The sequence below is a fragment of the Thioalkalivibrio sp. ALJ1 genome, assembly GCF_000745395.1.
GTDB lineage: Bacteria > Pseudomonadota > Gammaproteobacteria > Ectothiorhodospirales > Ectothiorhodospiraceae > Thioalkalivibrio.
Genome location: NZ_KN050684.1, coordinates 2,119,368 through 2,141,218, shown reverse-complemented (window position 1 = coordinate 2,141,218; position 21,851 = coordinate 2,119,368). Strand labels below are relative to the sequence as shown.

Below are 21,851 nucleotides of genomic sequence, written 5' to 3'. Positions count from 1 at the left end.
CGGGGAACCGGACGCCGTCGCGTGGGTGTGACCCAAAATCGGCACAGGGACATCGCCGCGCAGCGGCCAGGCAAAATCGGCGAGAATGCAGGGAACGTGCGTGGCAGCGTGCCCGCGCCAGGCGTACCATCGGCAGCGCGGAACATGGCAAGACACATCTTCAAAAGAATGTTTCCCGGCATGGAACACATGCGCGGGCACAAGGCCCTCGCCCCGCTGGGCCCACGCCTGGGTTCGCCTGATCTTTGGCATCTGAACCGCCGCTCCGTGGCTGGTGCGTTTGCCGTTGGGCTTTTCGTGGCCTTCCTGCCACTGCCCATGCAGATGCTGATCGCGGCCGCCATCGCCCTCGTGGTCCGCGTCAATCTGCCGATATCGGTGATCCTGGTATGGATTTCCAACCCGGTCACCATGCCCCCCATGTTGTATACGGCCTACACGATCGGCCGCAAGTTGCTGGACGAACCGCGGCGGGATATACACCTGGACTGGAACTGGGAGTGGTTCACCACCGAGCTGCTGACGATCTGGCAGCCCCTGTTGTTGGGCAGTGTTCTGCTAGGAGCCGTCGCGAGTCTATCCGGATACCTGTTCGTACGATTCTTGTGGCGCCTGAACGTCGCCCAACGCATGCGTAGCCGGCGCTACCTGCGACGCCTTCGAAAGGAACTCGCAGAACGCGAAACCGCGGAACAAGACCGCCAACGGCAAGCGAAAGATCAGGAACCGCCTTCGTTCAAGTAACCCGCCTCACCGAAATGCGTCGGGCCTAGCCGCTCGCCAGTTGCCCATCCAGGGGCTTTTGCTCGAGATGCCCCTTGACCAGTTGCACCGATCGATCAAGCTCGCGGGCCAGGGTGATGTCATGCGTCACGAGCGCCAACGCCGTCCCGGTCGAACGGTTCATCGCCCGTAGCAGCTCGAACACCTGGGCCGCGCGTTCCTGATCGAGGTTGCCGGTGGGCTCATCGGCCAGAATCGCCGATGGCCGGGTAACCAAGGCTCGGGCAATCGCCACGCGTTGGCGCTCGCCTCCGGACAGCTCGGAGGGCTTGTGGTCCAGGCGATGCCCCAAATCCACCTGTTGCAACCAATGCTGCGATTCCTCGCGCGCGCGGCGGTTGCTCATCCGCCGAATGAGTAGCGGCAAGGCGACGTTTTCCGCCGCCGTAAGCTCCGGCAGCAGATGATGGAACTGGTAGACGAATCCGAGGTGCTTGTTGCGCAGGTGTCCGCGACGCGCTTCGCTCATTCGGGTCCAGTCGGTCCCGAGCAGCCGCACCTCGCCCGCTGTCGGCCGGTCCAGGCCGCCAAGCAGATGCAGCAACGTGCTCTTGCCACTGCCCGAGGCGCCAATAATCGCCGTCTGGTCACCAGGCTGCAGGGCAAAGTTGACGCCACTGAGCACCGCAACATCCAGTTTGCCGTCGCGAAAACGTCGTTCGAGACCGCGGGCCTCGAGCACCGGGGTCTGGGCTTCAGTCATAGCGCAAGGCCTCCGCCGGCTGGGTACGTGCGGCCCGCCACGCCGGGAACAACGTTGCGACGACGGTTATCAGGAATCCAAGCACACCCACCCGCAAGACATCTGCGAGTTTCAGTTCCGATGGCAAGTCACTGATATAGTAAACATCAGCGGACAAAAATTCGACGCCGGAAACGCGTTCGATAAACGGCACGACCACATCGATATTACTCGCGAGCGACACCCCGGCGAGCGTACCCAGAAGGATGCCGATCGCGCCAATCACCACGCCCTGGACCATAAAGATCACCATGATCCCACCTGGCGACAGGCCCAGCGTTCGCAGGATTGCAATATCGCCCTGCTTGTCCGTGACCAACATGATCAATGTGGAGACGATATTGAACGCCGCCACCGCGACGATCAGCGAGAGGATGATGAACATCACCATCTTTTCCATCTGAATCGCCCGGAAAAGGTTCGCGTGCTGACGGGTCCAGTCCGACACCCGGAACAGACCATCCAGCTTGGCCGCCACATCACGCGCCACCACACCCGCCTGCATCATGTCGGTGAGGCGCAGACGCAGCCCGGTTACCTGATCCCCCAGCTGGAAAACCGCCTGGGCGTCCTCCATGTGGATAAACGCCGTACCGCGGTCGTATTCGTACATCCCGACCTCAAACAGTCCGGACACCTCGAAGCGCCGCATGCGGGGCATCACGCCGGCTGGGGACACCGATGCCTGTGGCGCCATCAGGATGATGGAATCGCCCACCCGAACGCGTAGTTCGGCCGCCAGTTCGCGTCCCAGCACAACGCGATAGGCACCCGCCTCAAGGCTTCCCAGTTCGCCTCGGATCATATGCTCGCCAATCCGTGCGACCCGCTCTTCGGCTTCCGGCTCGATCCCGCGAACCAACGCCCCGGAGATATTCCCGCGGGCGCTCAGCATCGCCTCGCCTTGCACGTAAGGCGCCGCGGCCACCACACGCTCATCAATCTCCGGCGCCTCACGCTGCAGGCGCTCCCAGTCCCGCAACCCTCCATTCGCCTCCTGGATCGTGGCATGGGAGGCCATCCCGAGGATGCGTTCGCGAAGTTCTCGCTCAAAACCGTTCATCACCGAAAGCACCGTGATCAGTGCCATCACACCGAGCGCCAACCCGATAATCGAGACGACCGAGATGAACGAAATAAAATGATTGCGTCGTTTGGCGCGCGTGTAGCGCAAGCCGATCGCAAGGGTCAGGGGGCGAAACATCGGGAAATCATGCCAGAGATCCCCTGCCCCGCCTATCCCCAGACGGGCCTTCGCGCCCACCCGAACGTCGAGGGGAGGCATGCCGCCCCAGTTGACGCTACCATGGAGATATCCAGCAAACGGAGAGTTGGCGATGCCAGGGAAATGCGACGTGTTAAATCCCACCCCGAAGGTCACTCGAAGCCGGGTGTATCACCTTTCGGCCCGCGCCTGCATGGTATTCGCGCTCGTCCTGCTCAGCGGGGCCTTGGCCACTGCGTCGGCCGACATCTTGCGCAGCCCCGATGGTGGTTTCACCGTGCAGGAACGCGACGGACTCCCGACCCGTGGACAGTCGCAGTCTGCCGTGACCCGGCAGCATGGCGAGCCCGAGCAACGCCATCCGACCGTCGGCGATCCGCCCATAACCCGTTGGGACTACGGCGATTTCTCCGTCTTCTTCGAAGGCGAATACGTCTTGCATAGCGCGGTGCGCGACGGATCCCACTCCGACCGTCCATGACGGCCGGGGATCCATCCCCTGCTCGGCGACGCCTGCCTGCCGAGTGGGAACCCCAGGGCGCGATTCAGCTGACTTGGCCACACGACGGGACCGACTGGGCCCCGGTGCTGGACACGGTCCACCCGGCCTTTGCCCGCATCGCCGCGAGCATTAGCCAGTACGAACCGGTCATTATCGTCGCCCGTGATCCCGAGCACATCGAGGAGATCTCCGGCTTCTTGACCGAGACCGCCATCCGGCCGGACCGCCTATGGTTCGCCCTGGCCCCCAGCAACGACACCTGGGCGCGCGATCACGGCGCGATCAGCGTATTCGAGGACGACCAACCACGGCTGCTGGATTTCACCTTCAATGGCTGGGGCGGCAAGCACCCTGCGGACCTGGACAACGCTATCACCCGGGCACTGGCCAGCCAGGGGGTATTCGGCCTCTGCACCCCGGAACCTACTGGAGTGGTCCTCGAAGGTGGCTCCATCGAATCCGATGGTAATGGAACCCTCCTCACCACCAGCCGCTGCCTCCTCTCCACGACCCGCAACCCGGATCTCGATCGTGCCGGAGTCGAACAGCGTCTCGGGCTATGGCTGGGTGCCCAACGCGTCCTGTGGCTGGAGCATGGTCAGCTTGAGGGGGATGACACCGACGCCCACATCGACACCCTGGCCCGGTTTTGCAGTCCCGACACCATCGCCTACGTCCAGTGCGACGACCCGAATGACACCCATTACCCCGAGCTCAAGGCCATGGAGGCCGAACTGCTGGCCCTGCGCCAAACCTCGGGAGAACCCTACCGGCTGATCGCGCTGCCGTGGCCTAAACCGGTTATCGAGGATGGCCAGCGCCTCGCCGCGACCTATGCGAATTTCCTGATCCTCAACGGCGCGGTCCTGCTTCCGGTCTACGGCGACCCGGCCGACGCAGTCGCCCGCGACCGTCTGACCGCGGCATTTCCAGGTCGCGAGATCGTAGAGATCGACTGCCGCCCCATCATCCGGCAGGGTGGCAGCCTGCACTGCCTGACCATGCAATACCCTGCCGCCATCCTCGGCATCCCGCAGGAAGAATTCCCGAGCGAGCCCGAAGAATGACCCAAACGACGCTGCCCATCGCCCTGATCCAGCACCAAGATGCTGGCAGTGTTGAGGACAACCTCGATGCCACCACGAAGGCGGTCGCGGCGGCCGCGGCGGTCGGGGCGCGCCTGGTCGTGCTCGCCGAGCTGCACACGGGTCCCTACTTCTGCCAGACGGAGGATCTCGCCACCTTTGATCGCGCCGAGACGATCCCCGGCCCGACGTCCGAACGGTTGGCCGCAATCGCGCGGGAAAACGAAGTGGTACTGGTCGGCTCCCTGTTCGAACGCCGCGCACCCGGGCTCTATCACAACACCGCGGTGGTATACGAGACCGACGGGCAGCAGGTCGGCAACTATCGCAAGATGCACATCCCGGACGATCCGGGCTATTACGAGAAGTACTACTTCACCCCGGGCGACACCGGATTCGTGCCCATCGATACCTCCGTCGGCCGCCTGGGCGTGCTCGTGTGCTGGGATCAGTGGTACCCGGAGGCCGCGCGAATCATGGCCCTCTCCGGCGCTGAAGTGCTGATTTATCCCACCGCCATCGGCTGGGACCCACAAGACACGCCCGAGGAGCAATCGCGTCAACGCGAAGCCTGGATCACCGTGCAGCGCGGCCATGCGGTCGCAAACAACCTGCCGGTCATTGCCTGCAACCGTGTCGGGCACGAGCCCGACCCCTCCGGCCACTCGCCAGGCGCCACCTTCTGGGGCCACAGCTTCGTCGCCGGACCGCAGGGCGAGTTTCTCGCCCAGGCCAGCCAGGACCAACCGGAGATCCTGACCGCCTCCCTGGACCGCGGCCGTACGGAGGCGGTACGCCGCCAATGGCCCTTCCTGCGCGACCGCCGCATCGACGCCTACGCACCCATCCTCAAGCGCTACATCGACCCCGACTAAGCGAAGAAAAGCAATTCACAGGAAGATGTGAAGATTGGAAGATTAATGATGTGTAGGGCCGCATAGGTCTACTGCTGGCGCGGTACATCCGCAGCGCTCACCCGCCACCTCTTCACCCTAAAACCCTTCCCGCCTTCCAAACTTCCTGTAGATCGCGGTTGACCTCGCCCTTCTCCGTGACCTCCGTGTCCTCTGTGGTAAATCACCCTTGACCTTCACATGGCCGATCGCGCACCTGTGGGGCGGAATCCGTATAATCGCGGCCCTTCTCCGCAGCCCCCAAGCACACGAATCATGTCCGATCCACGGCGAAATCCGCTCCATCCCGGTCGTTTGCCCGGCTCCGGCTTCGAGGTGTGGTCGGGGCTGAATCCCTCCGCGGCCACCCTGGCCCTTGCCCACAGCGCAGCCGAATTCAGCGGACCGATACTGGTCATCACCGCATCCAACGAGGCTGCCGATCGCTGGCAGGAAGAGTGGGAGTTCTTTGCCGGGCATCACGACCTTCCGCTGATGCGCCTGCCGGACTGGGAAACCCTGCCCTTCGATGTCTTTTCCCCGCACGAGGACATCATCTCCGAGCGCCTGCGCACCCTGTATCACCTACCGAGCCTGGAACGCGGGATCGTACTGATGCCGGTTTCCACACTGATGCAGCGCCTGCCCCCGCGAGACTGGCTGACCACCCAGGGGCTTTCGCTGCGCACCGCACAGCGTCTGGATCGAATGACCCTGCGCGAGAATCTTGCCAACGCCGGATACAGCGCCGTCCAGCAAGTGATCAGCCATGGTGAATTCGCGGCGCGAGGCGAGATCCTCGACCTGTTTCCGATGGGGGCCGACGAGCCCGTCCGGATCGAGTTCCTGGACGACGAGATCGACTCCCTGCGGCGCTTTGACACCGAATCCCAGCGTTCCACGGAACGGGTAGAACAGCTCGAAATCCTTCCCAGCCACGAATTTCCGCTGAACGACGAGTCCATCCGAGAGTTCCGAACCCGTTATCGGGCCCAGTTCGCCGGCGACCCCTCCAGCCACCCAATCTACCGTGACATTAGCGAGGGACTAGTCCCACCGGGTATCGAAGCCTACCTCCCCTTGTTCTTCGAACACATGGACACGGTTTTCGACTACTGCCCCAAGGCACAGGTCGTCCAGGTTGGAGACATTGCAGGCGCTGCGGAAGACTTCGCGCAGGAGATTCGGGACCGCTTTGAGCAACTCAGCCATCAGTACGACCGCCCCCTGCTGAATCCAGAGCGGCTGTATCTGGATACCAATGGGCTCGGAAGCGCCCTGCGCGAGTACGCCGGGATTGCCTTGGGCGATCCTGCAGCCCCCCTTCCGGCCGAGCGCGGCGCGAATATTCCATTCGATTGCACCCCACTTCCCGAGTTGGGGCTTCAGCAGGGCAAGGACGACGCGGCCCAGCGCCTGAAGTCGTTCGCCAGCGAGCAACCGCGCCTGCTGCTAACGGCCGAATCCGCCGGCCGCCGCGAGGCCCTGCTGACCTTACTGCGGGATCAGGGCGTTGCCCATCACTCCGTCGATGACTGGGCGCACTTCCTCACCGCCGAGCCCGGCCTGCATGTCACCGTAGCGGCGCTAGGGGAGGGATTCGTACTGCCGGATGGCATCGCGGTCGCTCCAGAGGCCGCGCTGCTTGGAGAGCGGGCGCGCCAGACGCGCGGGCGTAACCGCAGCACCCGTGATGCCGATGCCGTCATCCAGAACCTCAGCGACCTGACCATCGGCGCACCGGTGGTCCACGAGGAACAAGGCGTCGGCCGTTACCTGGGACTGCAGACGCTCGATTTCAATGGCCAACCTGCGGAGTTCCTGACCCTCGAATACGCCGATGGTGCAAAGCTCTATGTCCCGGTTTCGTCCCTGCACCTGATCAGTCGTTACACCGGCGCGGACGCCGAGCATGCCCCCCTGCATCGACTGGGCAGCGAGCAATGGGACAAGGCCCGCAAGAAGGCTGCCGCGAAGGCACGCGATGTCGCCGCCGAGCTCCTGGACATTCATGCCCGACGCGCTGCCAAACAGGGAACGGTTTTCGCAACCGACACCTCCGAATATCACGCGTTTGCGGCCGGCTTCCCGTTCGAGGAGACACTGGACCAGCAACAGGCAATCGACGCGGTTTTGGACGACATGGCCGATACCCGTCCGATGGACCGCGTCGTCTGCGGCGATGTGGGCTTCGGCAAGACCGAAGTGGCCATGCGCGCCGCCTTTGTCGCGGTACAAAACCAAAAGCAGGTCGCGGTACTGGTCCCCACCACGCTGCTCGCGCAACAACATCATCAAAATTTCACCGACCGGTTCGCGGACTGGCCGGTCGAGATCGAATCACTGTCGCGCTTTCGCAGCAGCAAGCAACAGGCAGCTGTGCTGGAGGGGCTCAAAGACGGCAAGGTCGATATCGTGATCGGCACCCACAAGCTCCTGCAGGCGAATCTGAATTTCTCGAACCTGGGTCTGGTGATCGTGGACGAGGAACAGCGCTTCGGGGTCCGCCACAAGGAAGCGCTCAAGAAACTGCGCGCCGAGGTCGACATGCTGACCCTGACCGCCACCCCGATCCCGCGCACCCTGAACATGGCGCTGGCCGGCCTGCGCGACCTGTCGGTGATCACCACACCGCCGCGCGAGCGCCTGGCGATCAAGACCTTCGTCAATGAATGGAACGATGCGATCATCCAGGAGGCCTGCCTGCGCGAGATCCGCCGCGGGGGCCAGGTCTACTTCGTGCACAACGAGGTGAACACCATCGAACGCACCGCGCAACGCATACAGGAATTGTTGCCCGGAGCCCGCGTGGGTATTGCACACGGGCAGATGCGCGAACGCGAGTTGGAACAGGTGATGCTCGATTTCTATCACCGGCGCTACAACATCCTGGTCTGCACGACCATCATTGAGACCGGCATCGACGTTCCCACCGCCAACACCATCGTGATGAATCGGGCGGACAAGCTTGGGCTAGCCCAGATGCACCAGCTGCGCGGTCGCGTCGGACGCTCCCACCACCGCGCCTACGCTTACCTGGTTACGCCACCCGAAAAGGCGATGACCGCCGACGCGAAGAAGCGCCTGGAGGCCATCGCGTCACTTGAGGACCTCGGGGTGGGCTTCACCCTGGCCAGCCACGACTTGGAGATCCGCGGAGCCGGCGAACTACTGGGCGACGAGCAGAGTGGCCAGATCCACGAGGTCGGCTTTTCGATGTACAACGACTTGCTCAACCGCGCGGTGAACGCCCTGCGCTCCGGCAACATGCCGCAACTGGACACGCCCGAGGCTACTGGGACCGAGGTCGAACTCGGATTGCCCGCCTTGCTGCCATCGGCGTATGTCCCCGACGTGCATACGCGCCTGATCCTCTACAAGCGGATCAGCTCGGCGGCCTCATCCGAAGCGCTGCGCGATCTGGAGATCGAACTGGTGGATCGTTTCGGGCTGTTGCCCGATGCCGCCAAGGCCTTGTTCGAGGCCGCGCGTCTGCGTCTGAAACTGACTCCGCTCGGCATCCGCAAGCTGGAGCTGGGCCCCGCCGGCGGACGCCTGGTTTTTGGTCCCAGTCCCAATCTCGACATCGCGGCCCTGATCCAACTGGTGCAATCCGATCCACAGGGGTACAAACTGGATGGCCAGAAGGCCTTCCGATTCGTTGCCGAGATGGAGACCCTGGAGGCCCGTGCGCAGTCCGTACTGCGTCTTTTAAATACCATTAGCCCCGAACAACAGGCCGCCTGAATGTCCGACCACGCCCCGAACACCCCGAACCCTCTGCGCCGCCGCGTCCTCGCGGGCCTCACGGCCCTGCCCGTCGTCGGCCTGGGAAGCCCGGCGATGGCCCAGGCCGGTCGGGAATACCGCATCGAACTGGTGATCTTTGAACACCGCACCGATGAAAGCCGCCGGCTGCAGATGGAGCTGGCCGCTCCCCGGGAGCCCCGTTTCGGAGAATCCGAGCTCGGCGGTCGCGTCTACCGTACCTCGCGGCGGGGCTTCGAACTGCAACGGGCGGCGGGCCGGGTGGAGGATTCCGGCACGGGTCGCGTCCTCGCGCGTCTGGCCTGGGACCAGACCGGGCGCGACCACGCCTCGTCACCGTGGCTGCGTGTACAGGAAGGGCGTCGTCTGGGGGCACGCACGTTGGTGCAAGACGAGCCCGGCCCTCTCACCCCACGCGCCCTGGTGGAGGACCAGCACGCTCGATTCGAGCTGGAGGGACGGTTGCGCATCTGGGTCGGACGTTTTCTGCACCTCGAAACCGACCTGATCTATCACGTCGATGAACCGCGCGACGATCAGCCGCCACGCTCCGTCGTCGTGCGCGGCAGTCAGCGCATGAACTCCGGGGACGACCTCTTCTACCTGGACCACCCCATTATCGGCATGATTGCGCGCGTCACCCGTATCGACGAGGGGCGTCGCAGCTAATGGAAGCGAGCGATCCGCCCCGCTTTGGGGCGGCGTACCACTCGATGACGCGTCACCGCCACTGCGGCGTGGTTTCCCAGCTCATCCATTGCTGGAACGCGGCCATCCCCAGATCCTCGAACAACAGCTGCAAGGCAGTTCGCCGCGGCTTGAAGACCACCAGCTTCTCCACACCAACGACGTCTCGGGCCACAGTGCGGTCCGTCCCCAGGCCGTCAATCAGCCCCAGCTCCAGCGAGCGATCCCCGGTCCAGATCAGGCCATTGAACAGATTGTCGGACTCGTTCAGGCGGTCACCACGACCACTGCGCACGACGTCCACGAATTGTTGGTGAACGCCTTGCAGGACACCGTCGAGGTGGTCCACATGGTCGGTGTCCAACGGCAGAAACGGGTCCAGGAAGCCCTTGTTCTCGCCCGAGGTGAACAGGCGGCGCTCGACGCCGATATTCTCGATCAGGTCCACTAACCCAAAGCTATCCATGCGTACACCGATCGAGCCGACCATGCTGGCCTGGCTGGCGTAGATCTCGTCGGCCGCGACCGCGATGTAATACGCCGCCGAGGCGCCCACGTCACCGATCACCGCATAGACCGGGATGTCCGCGTGCTTCTCCTTCAGGCGCAGGATCTCGTCATGGATATTCGCAGCCTGGACCGGGCTACCACCACCGCTGTTGATTCGCAGCATCACCGCCTGGGTGCCCTCGGCCTCGAAGGCCTCGTTCAGCACCTTGGAGATGTCTTCAGCATTGGCCGAGGCACTGGAGGCAATCAGCCCTTCGACCTCCACGACCGCCACATGGGCGGTCGGCTCACGATCGCTCTCGAACAGACCGCCAAGACCCATGTCGCCACCGCGTACAAAAATCAGAAGCGCGACCAGATAGAAGAAAAACAACAGCTTGAAGAAGATCCCCCAGCGCCGTGCCCGACGCTGCTCGATCACCTGGGCCTGTACCAGCCTCTCAAGCGTTTCACGTTCCCAGCCCGGTTTGTTCTCGTTCGCCCAGCCCATCTTGAGTCCTTTATTCGGTTTCGCGTTCGGCCTGCCGGAAGACGTCTAACAGGGATTCCAGATCCGGTTGCATTCCCAGCGGCGCTTCCTCGCGTAGCCGTTCCGGTGAATGCACCCCGTGGGTCACCGCCACTGCTGGCACCCCGGCATGACGCGCCATCTGCAGATCATAAACGCTATCACCGACCATGCGGGCTCGCGCACGTTCGACGCCCGCGCGATTCATCACATGTTCCAGCATCGCCGGGTTGGGCTTCGACGGGTGTTCGTCACCGGTCGCCGTCGCCACGAAGCGACTTGCCAGACCGGTTGCCTCCAATGCCTGATCCAACCCGCGGCGGGATTTGCTGGTCGCCACAGCCAACAGGACATCGCGCGCCTCCAGCCAGTCGAGGAGCAGCGCCACTCCCGGAAACAGCGGCGTCTCCGGCGCATCCTCGGCGCCCAGGTAACATTCGCGATAGGTCTCCGCGAACTGGCGCACGAAGGCATCATCCGCCTGTGGATAGAGCTCGCGTACGGCAGCGTCCACACCAAGGCCGATGATGTTGCGCAGGGCAGCTTCATCCCGCACGGGCGCCCCGATCTGCCCGGCAGCCCGCTGCAGGCAGTGGACGATCCGGCGGGGCGAATCCATCAGGGTCCCGTCCCAGTCGAACACCACCAGCCGCAGGGCATTCTCCGCTGGTGGCAGGAGAGGTGTATTCACGCGTCGTCGCCCGCGTCCAGACTCGCCAGAACCGCCACCAGCTCGTCCGGAAGCGGCGCCGAAAAGATATGTTGTTCGCCATCCGCTGACTGGTAGCCCAATGCCTGGGCATGCAGGAACAGGCGCTTCAACCCGTGCCGCCGCAACAACCGATTGGCATCCGGGAGGCCGTAATCGTGATCCCCTACCACCGGATGCCCGATCGCCTGACCATGCACGCGAATCTGGTGGGTACGTCCGGTGCCAATGCGAACCTCGGCCAGCTGGAACGTCCCATGGGTCTCCAGCGGCACGAAGACGCTTTGCGCCTCGCGTGGGCGCCCGCCCTCGTCTTCAGACTCACCGGTGCTCATGCGGCGACGTCCGTCGTCCTGGCGGCCGCTGGCGATCGGGGCCGCACATTCGATCGGCTGGTCCTTGTCAAAACGGCCAACCAGCAACGCCAGGTAGCGTTTCTCCACCCGCCCCTCGCGCAGCGCTGAGTGAAAGTCCTGCAGCGCCGCTCGGCGTTTCGCCAGCAGGAGACAGCCACTGGTCTCCCGGTCCAGGCGATGGCCCAGCTCCAATTCGCAATCCGGCCGCAGCTGACGCATCGCCTCGATGATCCCAAAGGCCAGCCCACTGCCCCCGTGGACGGCGAGACCGGAGGGCTTGTCCAACACCAGAACATCGTCATCTTCAAAGATGATCGCCTGGCGCAGCCGTTCCAGCACCTTGGGCGGGATCTCGGCGGTGGCCGTTTCCGGCCGATCCAGATCGGGCACCTTCACCTCGTTGCCCGCTACCAGCCGCTTGTGTGCCTTGGCACGGCGCCCATCCACCCGTACCGCCCCTTGGCGTACCAAGCGATAAATCAATCCTCGCGGCACGCCCTTCAGCTCGCGGAGCAGGAAATTGTCGAGCCGTTGCCCGTCACCCCGTTCGGTGACCTGCAAAGTACGAGGGCCGGAGGATTCACGCCTTGCATTCATGGCGCGGGATGCTACCCGAGCGGCGCGTCCCGGGCTACAACACACACCACACGCAATACCGAAAAAACTTGCCCATACGGGGGGTTATGCCCTACATTGGCGCACGGTACGTAGCCGCGTGAAGCGGGCCAAGTACCTCGAATCATCCGCCACTTCGACCCGCGAGCTGACAGCAGCTTCCGGTCGGAGGGCAATCGCCGAAAAGCGACACTGTGACACTATTTCTTCTAACCCAGTCCTGTCTCCCCGGCTTCGCCTCCCGCAGGCGACTAAACCCATGGTTGCTGGTGAATACCTGGCTGGCGCGCTGGCTTGCGCTACGCGCCGCCGCTGCGAGCACGCGTGCGCAAGCGTTGCCGTGCCGCCGCTCCATCACCACTCCACGGGCTTTTGCTGTTACCGCCGGCTGGCAGGACGGCCTACCGAGTCCAATGCATGAAACGGATCCTGATCAATGCCACGCAGCCCGAAGAGCTGCGTGTCGCCATGGTCGACGGCCAGCGGCTGTACGACCTGGACATCGAACTGCCTTCGCGCGAGCGCAAAAAGGCGAACATCTACAAGGCCAAGATCACCCGCGTCGAACCGAGCCTCGAGGCCGCGTTCGTCAACTTTGGTGCTGATCGTCACGGCTTCCTGCCGTTCAAGGAAATTGCCCATTCGGCGGTGGGTGGTCCCGCCGACAGCGACAAGCCGATCCGGGACTTCCTGAAGGAAGGCACCGAACTCCTCGTACAGGTCGAGAAGGAAGAACGCGGCAACAAGGGTGCCGCGCTCACCACCTACATCAGCCTGGCGGGCCGCTATCTGGTCCTGATGCCCAACAACCCCAAGGCCGGCGGCGTCTCGCGCCGCATCGAGGGGGAAGATCGTGCCTCCCTGCGTGACGCCCTCTCCGGCCTCAACATGCCCGAGGGCATGGGGGTGATCGCGCGCACGGCCGGGGTTGGCCGCAGCACCGAAGAACTCCAGTGGGACCTCGACTACATGACCGCCCTGTGGGCCGCCGTGACCGAGGCCGCCGAAAAGGCCAAGGCGCCGGCACTGATCCACCAGGAAAGCAACGTCATCATCCGCGCCCTGCGCGATCACATGCGCAACGACGTCGGCGAAGTCATCATTGATGACAACGACGTCTACCAGCAGGCCGAGGAATTCGTGCGCCTGGTGATGCCGAACAGCCTGCGCAAGCTTAAGCGCTACGACGACCCGGTCCCGCTGTTCAATCGCTATCAGATCGAGAGCCAGATCGAGAGCGCCTTCGATCGAGACGTCACCCTGCCCTCGGGTGGCGCCCTGGTGATCGATCACACCGAGGCCCTGATCTCCATCGACGTCAACTCCGCCCGCTCCACCAAGGGCGGCGATATCGAAGAGACCGCCTTCCACACCAACCTGGAAGCGGCCGAAGAGGTCGCCCGTCAGCTACGCATCCGCGATTTGGGCGGCCTGATCGTGATCGATTTCATCGACATGAACGCCAACAAGCACCAGCGCGAGGTGGAAAACCGGCTACGCGAGGCGCTGGAGATGGACCGTGCACGGGTTCAGGTCGGCCGCATCAGCCGCTTCGGTCTGCTGGAGATGTCGCGCCAGCGCCTGCGCTCCTCGCTCGGTGAGTCCAGCCAGAACACCTGCCCCCGCTGCGAGGGCCATGGCCAGATCCGCAGCGTCGAATCTCTGGCTCTGTCGATCCTTCGCCTGATCGAAGAAGAGGCGATGAAGGACCGTACCGGCCTGGTCATGGGCCAGGTTCCGGTGGATGTCGGCACCTTCCTGCTCAACGAAAAGCGCGAATCGATTACCGATATCGAGGATCGCCACAAGGTCGATATCAGCATCATTCCCAATCCTCACTACCTTACCCCTCGTTTCGAGGTCCGCAGGGTGCGGGGGGACGAGCGCGAAGAGGCCGTCAGTGATCGCGGCTCCCACGAGCTGGTGGAGACCGTCGAGGAAGAGAGCACTCCGCACCACGAACGCCGTAGCAAGGTCGAAAAGCCGCTGGTGAAGGGTGTCAAGATGACGGGTCCCGCACCGGTCAGCGATTCCGCGACGGAAACGGCGGAACCGGAAGCGCGAGTACCCCAACCGGGTTTCTTCACCCGCATCTGGTCTTCGTTGTTCCCCAACGCCCGCCCAACCGAAGACGAAGGCGAACCGGAAGCGTCCGGCAAAGCCGGTGGCCGACGCGGCGGTCCCAAGGGCGAAGGTGGCGGCGCCGGGAAATCGGGCGGCCGAGGGCGCGGTGGTAGCCAGAAAAAGGCAGCCGACAAGGCCCCGACGACTTCCAGCGAAGAGTCGGGCAACGCCAAAAAAGGTGCGTCCGACAAGCCTGAAGGCGGTGGAAAGGGGCGTTCTCGCCGCGGCGGCAAGCCAGCTGCACCTCAGGCCGACAACAAGCCGGCGGCGGACAAGGCGGCGAAGCCCACCGGCGACGGCCCGTCCGAACCCAATTCCAGGGGTCCGGAGAAGACCGAGGACGACGACGCCAACAAGGGCCGTACACGCAGCCGTCGGTCCCGTCGGGGCGGACGCCGTCGCGGCGGCCGGGGTCGTTCCGGGGGCGATCAATCCGGTGAAGCGGGGGCCGAGGCCGGGAATAGCAATGATCAGGAAAGCGATTCCGCGAATTCGTCGAATCAAGAGGCCCGCAAACCGGAATCCGACTCGGGCCCTGCTGCGACACCTGAAGCCACGAGCCCCAGCGACAACGCACCCGAGCCACGAGCGACAACGAACGTGGCCGATAGTCCCGATCAGGCCTCCAGCCCCGAGGCATCGTCCGGCGAGCCCCCCAAGGGCGACGACACCGATGCGACGGCACCGGCCTCGCCGCGCCGAAGCCGAGGCGGCCGTAGCCGGAAGCCGGCGGCCGACAAAGCCCCCGCAGAAGCTCGCTCGGATGCGTCCGACACGTCTGCCGCGGCAGCGGACCCGGCTTCGGGCCAGAAAGCCGAACCCGCGTCCGTAACCGAAGCGGGTGCCGCGAATGATCCGGCCTCGGAGAAGATGGGCAGCGCCGGCCCTGATGCCGCTGACACTCCACCGAAGCCCCGCCGCTCACGGGCGAAGGCCCCGGCACGTGATGCCGATGCTAGTGCACCGTCGAACCAGTCCGAAGGCCAAACGCCGGGACCCAGCCAGCAGGTTGACCCTTCCGGCGATGCACCGAGCCCTTCTGGCCAGAAAGATCGTGATTTGGCGTTTACTACGGAAAGCAACGAGAAGTCCGCACAACGCGAGCCTCGCTCCGAACCGGCCGCCGAATCTTCCGATCCAGGGGAGCGCAAGGGCGGCGACTAAACGCCCGTCCAAAACGCAAAAGGGCCCGCCATTGTGGCGGGCCCTTTTGTTTTCTGAGCAGATTCAATGACCACGAGTGGCGCCGCACTGCGCGGGCCGCGCAACCGTTCAAGCCCGGTTGTACACCCCCGTCCGTCAGGAAGCCTTCAGGGCACGATGGGTACGAATATGCTCCAGCAGGCCATCGGCCGCAGCCTCGACGAGATCCATCACGTGAACGAAGCCCTGATCGCCTCCATAGTACGGGTCCGGAACCTCGTGTTCGTCAAACTGCGGCGCAAAATCCAGAAAGCGCAAGAGCTCCGCACGCCCACCAGCGGGTCGAATATCTTCCGCATTCTGGTAGTTCGCATCGTCCATCGTCAGGATATAGTCGAACTCTTGAAAATCTTCGGGCTCAAGCTTGCGGGCCCGCAGATGCTCCAGGTCATAGCCTCGGGAGCGAGCCTCCTGGCGAGCTCGGGGGTCTGGCTTGGCCCCGATGTGATAACCCGCCGTACCGGCCGAGTCCACCTCGATGACATCCTCCAGGCCGTGTTCACGCAAACGCGCCTCGAATACCCCATGCGCCATGGGTGACCGGCAGATATTGCCCAGACAAACCATTAATACGCGTATCTTCGCCATACATCCACACACCCGTCTCTAACGAATGCTCAGGATACCAAACCGATCGCCCCCGAGTTCTCGTGCTTCTTGCACCACCCTTCTGTGTGCGATGCTGGGGTTTTCCATCGGCGGAGCATGCCATGGCCGACCTGAACGGACCCCGTGTACCCGGCTGGATGGTGCCAGGCGCCAGCCCGGCAGGAACGGCGGCCAGCGAGCGGCTGAATCTGACCACCGGCACACGGGTTGAAGTCCGGGTGATTGAGGTGCTGGCCGATCGCGCGGTGCGGCTGCGGCTCGAGGCGCCCACGACACGCGCGGGTCCTGGTACGCCATCAACACCCGTAGTCACTGCACAACTGGCGGCGGGCGCCCTACCTGACGCCCTGCTCAATCGAAGCGCGGCGGCGATACGCGCCCAGCCCATGCTGGCCGAGATCACCCGTACGGAACCCCGCCTGGAGGCACGCCTGATCCCGCTGGCCGCCGACCGCACCGAACCTCGGCCAAGCAGGAACGTAGCGGCGAATCCGGCCCAGCAATGGCTGGGCCAGGAGCTGCGCCATCAGTTGCCGGGCGCCCGTCCCTTGGCGCAGGCCCTGCAAAGCCTGCTACCCAGCGCACTGGCGGCGGCACGCCCCGATGCAGGCGAGGCGCCTGCTCAGCCCGCTCCTCCCGCGTTGCAGCGAATCCTTGAACAGCTCCCGGGACCGGGACAACTCGTGCAGCCGGACACGCTCCGCCACCAGGTGCAACAGTCCGGTCTGTGGATGGAGGCGATGTTGGGACAGGCCGTACGCAGCACGGTCATCGCGCCCCAACTTGCCGCCGATCTCAAGGTTCAACTCCTGCGTGCCGCCGATCAGCTGCGCCAGACGCCGCCCCAGCCACGCATGGCAACTCCGACGCCTTCGACAACACCCACGCCGGCAGTGACCACGACCCTGCCTTCCCTTACGGGGCTCCTAGAAGGATTGCTCAAGCGCGTGACGTCACTGCAACTCCAGTCGCTGCAGTCCTTTGCCAGTGATGAGCCCGGGAACAACCGCTGGTTCTTCGAACTTCCGTTTCGGGGCGAGCAAGGCATACACGGCATAATGGGCGAAATACGTGAGGGTTCCGGCGCCGAGCAGGAGGGCCAGGACGCCTGGTCCATCGTGCTGACCCTGGATCTGACCGAACTGGGCCCGACACGTATCGCGGTCGCCTCACGCGAAGGGAATATGAACGTCCATTTCACGGCGAGCGAACCCAACACGGTCGCGCGACTGCGCGAGCAGATGCCCGAACTCCGGGAACGCCTGGCTCGGCGGGAACTCAAGATTACCGGGCTCTCGGTGCGCCAGGGCCCCGTCGACACCGACCCGAGACCGGCCTCCGGCGGGCCCCGCATGCTCGACGAACAGGCTTGAGGCCATGGTAGACAACGATTCGCGCTCATCGGCCCAGGACTCATCAGGCAAGGGCTCAAACGCCGATCGCACCACCCGCGCAGTGGCCCTGGAATGGGACCGCCGAAAGGCACCACGCATTACCGCCGCCGGGTCGGGACTGACGGCGGATGCGATCCTGAAGATTGCCGAAGAGCACGGAATTCCCCTGCACCAGGACCCCGGTCTGAGCGAGGCCCTTGCGCAAATCCCGCTAGGCAGCGAGATTCCTGAAGAGCTCTATGTGGCCGTTGCGGAGATCCTGGCGTTCGTGTTTCTGCTGGCGGGCATCACGCCCGACGACCGAGAAGATGGCTACCGCGGGCCCGGACCGCGATCATGAATACCCGCTTGTCCCGCTCCCGGCGGCAGTTCCGGAACCGTGCAGGCTGAACAGGAGATCGAGCTCGGTGGTGGTGAGTCCGCAGCGGCGACGAACCTCTTCCCGCCCCTGCCCCTCCTGGATCAACCGAATCGCCTGCTCATAGGCGCCGCTGTCGCCATCGCGGGCCCGCAATTCGCTGTGCTGGTCATGCAGGCGCTCGAGGGCACGCTGAACCGAGGCCTGTGCCTGGCCATGCGTCGCAACCCCCTCGGACAACGCCTTCATCGCGCCCTGCAATGCCATCACCGAGGTTGCCTGGCGCTGGTAGTCCACGCGCAGCGCGGCCAGTTGCCGGCGTAACAAGATCACCACACCCACGGCGAAGCCAGCCACCACAGTGGCCAACAATGCAATCAATGCAGCCAGCCAGACCAGTAATCCCTCACCCATTTCGCACTCTCTCCTGGCACCCGGGGCTCGATGATTGTCGCGTGAAACATGCCCAAATGACCAGCCATACGGGCGCTCGATACTCCACGGGGAATTTTTGGGCGGTGAGGATCGGCTCTTACCAGGACAACACCGCTCAGGCGTAGTCGTCGATCAGGCCCCGCCTGGGGGGCGGACGCTCATCTTTGCGCGGAGGGCGTTGCTGGGTCGGGCGCACAGCGGGCCGGAAGACGGGATCCCGATCATGGTCATCGCTCAGGCGCCGCCCGGGAACGGTTGTGTGAACCGGGCGCACGGTCCGGTCCGGCTGGAGTTCATCGACCATGATTCACCTCCCGGCTAAACCCGATGGCCCTTATCCAGATGGACCCCGGGTATCAACCTAGAGTTCGCGCAACTGCGCCCACTCCTCGTCCGATAGCAAGCGGTTCAGGTCGACCAGAATGGTCAAGCCTTCCTCCGTGCTGGTCACGCCCTGAATGAAGCGGCTGCTATCGTCATTGCCGACCTCCGGTGCCGGCTCGACCGAGTCCGGCGAGATCCGTACAACCTCGGAGACCGAATCGACCAGGATGCCAACGTTCTGGTTGTCGACATCGATAATAACGATGCGCGACGCCTCGTCGGATTCGCGATCATCCAAGCCCATCCGGCGGCGGGCGTCGATCACGGTCACCACGTTACCCCGCAGGTTAATGATCCCGAGGATGTAGTCCGGCACGCCAGGAACCGGCGCGATCTCCGTCACCTTGAGGACCTCCTGTACCTGAAGGACGTCAATGGCATAGGTCTCGTCCGCCAGACTAAACGTCACATACGGGGCGGTATCGGCATTGGCCATGGCTTGTACGTCTTGTGCGCTGCTCATGTCGTCCTCGTCATTCCGTACAGGTACAAACTGCCCTGTAATATCGTCCTGCCCAGTGTATCGGCCGCACATCCGGATGCTTGAACGGACATGACAATCGGCAGGCCTTGATCACTCCCAGGCCCCTTCATCCAGAGTCCGGTCGAGTGCCTCCAGATCCAGTAAAGTAGCCATCTTTTCGCGCTCCACGCCGGCCAACCAGGGAAGGCGCCGGCGGTGGCTGCGCCAGCGCAGCGAATCCGGCTGGATCACACGCGTGCCATGGACTGCGCGGCAGGCAAGGGCAAAACGCGAGCCCGCGACAAAGACCACCTGGCGGGCGGTGTCGGCCTCGTATTCACGATCCTCGGGGGTTACCACCGCCGCAAGATCGATCAGCTGCACCCGGCCCTGCTTGGTATCCGCGAGTCCAAGGTACCAGACCGAATGATTCGGAGTGGGTCGCACCTCCAGACTGTCCAGCGGGGCAACACCCCCAAGCGCATGCAATGGCGCCAGCAAGGTCAAATTGCCGGCCTCGATCACCAGGGCCGAGAAGGACTGCTCGGGACGGGCGTACTCGCGCTCACTCGGCACGGTCGGTGGCGGAACCACTGGCGCCTCGGCGGCCACTTCGACCTCGCGCACCGTGGTTTCTACCTCCACGACAGGCTCCGCCAACACGGACCGCGGCTCCAGGATATCCGGGCGCAAGAGGGAGCGAGCCGGTGCCGGATCGTCCAACAAGCTGCCGAAATAGTCGTCCAGCGCTTCCGGTTCCGCCTTCAGGGCAAGATTATCTGCCTTGGATGGGTTCATCCGCGTCGCCTCCGCTCATGGGGCTCGGACAGCCTTCCTCCGATCGCCTCCAGCAGGTCCGAATAGGCCAGCACACCACGGGCATCCGGGATCATGAAACAAAGCGGCTGCCCGGCACTGGATGCATCACGAAATTTGGTGTCCACCGGGATCACGCCAGGCCAGACGTCATCGTCATACAGGCGACGCAACTCGGCCAGCGCCTCGTGCGCTGCACGCGTACGGCGGTCGAACAAGGTGGGGATAATCCGATACTTGAGTTCGGCCTTGCGCGACTTCTGCACCATCTTCAGCGTGTTGATCATCCGTTCAAGCCCCTTCAGGGCGAGGAATTCGGTCTGCACCGGCACCAGCAACTCGTCGCAGGCCGCCAGTGCATTCACCATCAGCACCCCAAGCATCGGCGGGCAATCCAGCAGCACATAGTCGTACTGGCCTTCAATCTTTTCCAGGGCCTGCCGCAAGACCAGGCCCATGCCGCTGCGGGTACCCAGCTGACGATCCAGAGTCGCCAGCGCCGTACTGGCCGTCAGCAGATCCAGCCCGGGGAAACGACTCTCGCGGATCAGGCCCGTCGGGTCAGGCGCTTCCCCCTCCGCGCACTGGCTGAACAGCTCGTACACGCCGCGGGTGGCCGTCTCCGGATCGTGGCCGAAATAGGCGGTCAGCGAGCCATGCGGGTCGACGTCCACCAACAGCACACGCTGCTCTGGCCCCGACAACAGGCCGCCGAGGGTCACCGTCGTCGTGGTCTTCCCCACGCCCCCCTTCTGGTTTGCTACCGCCCAGACCATCATGGTGTGTCTCCATCCGTCGAGAGCGGTGCGAGTGGCAAGTCGTCGCGCAGGCGCTCCGGCTCCTGTGCGCCTTCGGCACGTGGTCGTGCCCCAGGCAGCACCACGATCGAGACACGCCGATTCTCTGCCCGGCCGTCCGCCGTATCGTTGCTCGCCACCGGGCGATGTTCGCCATAGCCCAGAGCCACCAGGTTTTCGGGATCGACGCCGGCCACTTCAAACTCGTTCACCACAGCCGCCGCGCGCCCGGAAGATAGCTCCCAATTGGAAGGATAGACGGCGGTCTGTATCGGCACATTGTCCGTGTGCCCCTCTACATGAATGCGCGAGACACGCGGCGCAAGGATCACCCCAACTTCACGCAGCAACGCCGTTGCCTCGGCATTGAGCGTTGCGGACCCGGAAGGGAACAACAACCGGCTCGTGATCTCGATCTCCAGCCAGTAGGCCTCACGGGTGACACGCAGATCACCGTCCTCGATCCACTGCGCCATAGCCAGTTCGATCTCCCGAGCCGTATCCGCCAGCTCGTCGAGGAAGGCCTGCATTTCATCGGCCTCGGGGGTATCGTCCATCAACCCGCTCAACGCCATATCGATCGGCTGCGGCCCATCCTCCACCAGCCCCGGTTGCACCTCGATCGGCACCAGGGCACGCAGATCCTGTGGAGTGCGCTCCCGAGCAACTGTCGGCTCCCCCACCTGGATCGGATCGGCTTGCATGGGTGCGCGGAACGCATCCACAAGCGACTCCGAGAGGACCCGGTACTTCCCGTCATCCACCGAGGAGATCGCGTACATCACCACAAAAAACGCGAGCAGCAGCGTAACCAGATCCCCGTAGGGAATGGCCCAGGCCTCGTGATTCTCGTGTTCATCCGCCCGTTTGCGTCGCGCCATGGTG

21 protein-coding genes are annotated in these 21,851 nt (G+C 64.0%); 9 read left to right on the top strand and 12 right to left on the bottom strand.

The window, feature by feature from the left end; translation table 11 throughout:
* Positions 1-144 precede the first annotated feature (144 nt).
* The gene (locus F462_RS12405) at positions 145-744 is read left to right on the top strand and encodes a DUF2062 domain-containing protein (RefSeq protein WP_026181434.1); all 600 of its coding nucleotides are present in this window, start codon (positions 145-147) and stop codon (positions 742-744) included.
* Positions 745-769: 25 nt separating this feature from the next.
* On the opposite strand, the gene F462_RS12400 is transcribed toward F462_RS12405, so the two are convergent.
* On the bottom strand, positions 770-1,486 hold the full coding sequence (locus F462_RS12400; RefSeq protein WP_018140134.1) for an ABC transporter ATP-binding protein: 717 nt from the start codon (positions 1,484-1,486) through the stop codon (positions 770-772).
* Positions 1,479-2,729 carry a lipoprotein-releasing ABC transporter permease subunit gene (locus F462_RS12395; RefSeq protein WP_018140135.1) on the bottom strand — a complete coding sequence of 417 codons (1,251 nt, stop codon included), beginning with the start codon at positions 2,727-2,729 and terminating at the stop codon, positions 1,479-1,481. The genes F462_RS12400 and F462_RS12395 overlap by 8 nt, the downstream gene beginning before the upstream one ends.
* A gap of 214 nt (positions 2,730-2,943) precedes the next feature.
* On the opposite strand from F462_RS12395, the gene F462_RS12390 reads away from it, so the two are divergent.
* The 5 genes from F462_RS12390 to F462_RS12370 all read left to right on the top strand — a co-directional run bounded on the left by F462_RS12390 (position 2,944) and on the right by F462_RS12370 (position 9,667).
* Positions 2,944-3,231 carry a hypothetical protein gene (locus tag F462_RS12390; RefSeq protein WP_231362905.1) on the top strand — a complete coding sequence of 96 codons (288 nt, stop codon included), beginning with the start codon at positions 2,944-2,946 and terminating at the stop codon, positions 3,229-3,231.
* Positions 3,228-4,319: an agmatine deiminase family protein gene (locus F462_RS12385; RefSeq protein ID WP_038054639.1), complete on the top strand. Its 1,092-nt coding sequence runs from the start codon at positions 3,228-3,230 to the stop codon at positions 4,317-4,319. Before F462_RS12390 ends, F462_RS12385 begins: the two co-directional genes overlap by 4 nt.
* Positions 4,316-5,212: a carbon-nitrogen hydrolase gene (locus F462_RS12380; protein ID WP_038054637.1), complete on the top strand. Its 897-nt coding sequence runs from the start codon at positions 4,316-4,318 to the stop codon at positions 5,210-5,212. The genes F462_RS12385 and F462_RS12380 overlap by 4 nt, the downstream gene beginning before the upstream one ends.
* Before the next feature lie 294 nt (positions 5,213-5,506).
* The gene (gene mfd / locus F462_RS12375; RefSeq protein WP_038054635.1) at positions 5,507-8,977 is read left to right on the top strand and encodes a transcription-repair coupling factor; all 3,471 of its coding nucleotides are present in this window, start codon (positions 5,507-5,509) and stop codon (positions 8,975-8,977) included.
* Positions 8,978-9,667, top strand: a complete 690-nt coding sequence (locus tag F462_RS12370; protein ID WP_038054633.1) for a CsiV family protein — start codon at positions 8,978-8,980, stop codon at positions 9,665-9,667. It abuts the gene before it with no gap.
* 52 nt (positions 9,668-9,719) lie between these two features.
* Here F462_RS12370 and F462_RS12365 read toward each other — a convergent pair whose 3' ends face one another.
* The 3 genes from F462_RS12365 to F462_RS12355 are packed head-to-tail and all read right to left on the bottom strand — an operon-like array spanning position 9,720 to position 12,365.
* Complete coding sequence (locus tag F462_RS12365; RefSeq protein ID WP_038054631.1) at positions 9,720-10,685, bottom strand: S49 family peptidase; 966 nt, start codon at positions 10,683-10,685, stop codon at positions 9,720-9,722.
* Between the two features lie 10 nt (positions 10,686-10,695).
* Positions 10,696-11,394 carry an HAD-IA family hydrolase gene (locus F462_RS12360; protein WP_038054629.1) on the bottom strand — a complete coding sequence of 233 codons (699 nt, stop codon included), beginning with the start codon at positions 11,392-11,394 and terminating at the stop codon, positions 10,696-10,698.
* The gene (locus F462_RS12355; RefSeq protein ID WP_038054626.1) at positions 11,391-12,365 is read right to left on the bottom strand and encodes an RluA family pseudouridine synthase; all 975 of its coding nucleotides are present in this window, start codon (positions 12,363-12,365) and stop codon (positions 11,391-11,393) included. The genes F462_RS12360 and F462_RS12355 overlap by 4 nt, the downstream gene beginning before the upstream one ends.
* A 435-nt stretch (positions 12,366-12,800) precedes the next feature.
* On the opposite strand from F462_RS12355, the gene F462_RS12350 reads away from it, so the two are divergent.
* Positions 12,801-15,671 carry an Rne/Rng family ribonuclease gene (locus F462_RS12350; protein ID WP_038054624.1) on the top strand — a complete coding sequence of 957 codons (2,871 nt, stop codon included), beginning with the start codon at positions 12,801-12,803 and terminating at the stop codon, positions 15,669-15,671.
* Positions 15,672-15,806: 135 nt separating this feature from the next.
* Here the strand turns inward: F462_RS12350 and F462_RS12345 are convergent, their stop codons facing one another.
* Entirely contained in the window at positions 15,807-16,298 is a 492-nt protein-coding gene (locus F462_RS12345) for a low molecular weight protein-tyrosine-phosphatase (RefSeq protein ID WP_038054622.1), read from the bottom strand.
* Between the two features lie 122 nt (positions 16,299-16,420).
* On the opposite strand from F462_RS12345, the gene F462_RS12340 reads away from it, so the two are divergent.
* Together F462_RS12340 and F462_RS12335 are read left to right on the top strand one after the other, a co-directional pair.
* Positions 16,421-17,692 (top strand): flagellar hook-length control protein FliK, encoded by a 1,272-nt coding sequence (locus tag F462_RS12340; protein WP_038054620.1) that lies wholly within the window; start codon positions 16,421-16,423, stop codon positions 17,690-17,692.
* Positions 17,693-17,696: 4 nt separating this feature from the next.
* Positions 17,697-18,053, top strand: coding sequence for an EscU/YscU/HrcU family type III secretion system export apparatus switch protein (locus F462_RS12335; RefSeq protein ID WP_038054619.1), 357 nt, complete (start codon positions 17,697-17,699; stop codon positions 18,051-18,053).
* Here the strand turns inward: F462_RS12335 and F462_RS12330 are convergent.
* The 6 genes from F462_RS12330 to motD form a co-directional block, all read right to left on the bottom strand.
* The gene (locus tag F462_RS12330) at positions 18,048-18,485 is read right to left on the bottom strand and encodes a DUF2802 domain-containing protein (RefSeq protein ID WP_038054618.1); all 438 of its coding nucleotides are present in this window, start codon (positions 18,483-18,485) and stop codon (positions 18,048-18,050) included. The genes F462_RS12335 and F462_RS12330 overlap by 6 nt on opposite strands.
* A 136-nt stretch (positions 18,486-18,621) precedes the next feature.
* A complete protein-coding gene (locus F462_RS13555; RefSeq protein WP_081610804.1) occupies positions 18,622-18,810 on the bottom strand; it encodes a hypothetical protein in 189 nt (62 codons plus the stop codon).
* Between the two features lie 57 nt (positions 18,811-18,867).
* A complete protein-coding gene (locus F462_RS12325; protein ID WP_156100422.1) occupies positions 18,868-19,326 on the bottom strand; it encodes a chemotaxis protein CheW in 459 nt (152 codons plus the stop codon).
* A 138-nt stretch (positions 19,327-19,464) separates the two neighbouring features.
* Positions 19,465-20,151, bottom strand: coding sequence for a chemotaxis protein CheW (locus F462_RS12320; RefSeq protein ID WP_038054616.1), 687 nt, complete (start codon positions 20,149-20,151; stop codon positions 19,465-19,467).
* Entirely contained in the window at positions 20,148-20,948 is an 801-nt protein-coding gene (locus tag F462_RS12315; RefSeq protein WP_038054615.1) for a ParA family protein, read from the bottom strand. Before F462_RS12315 ends, F462_RS12320 begins: the two co-directional genes overlap by 4 nt.
* Positions 20,945-21,847 carry a flagellar motor protein MotD gene (gene motD / locus F462_RS12310; RefSeq protein WP_038054613.1) on the bottom strand — a complete coding sequence of 301 codons (903 nt, stop codon included), beginning with the start codon at positions 21,845-21,847 and terminating at the stop codon, positions 20,945-20,947. The genes F462_RS12315 and motD overlap by 4 nt, the downstream gene beginning before the upstream one ends.
* Positions 21,848-21,851 lie beyond the last annotated feature (4 nt).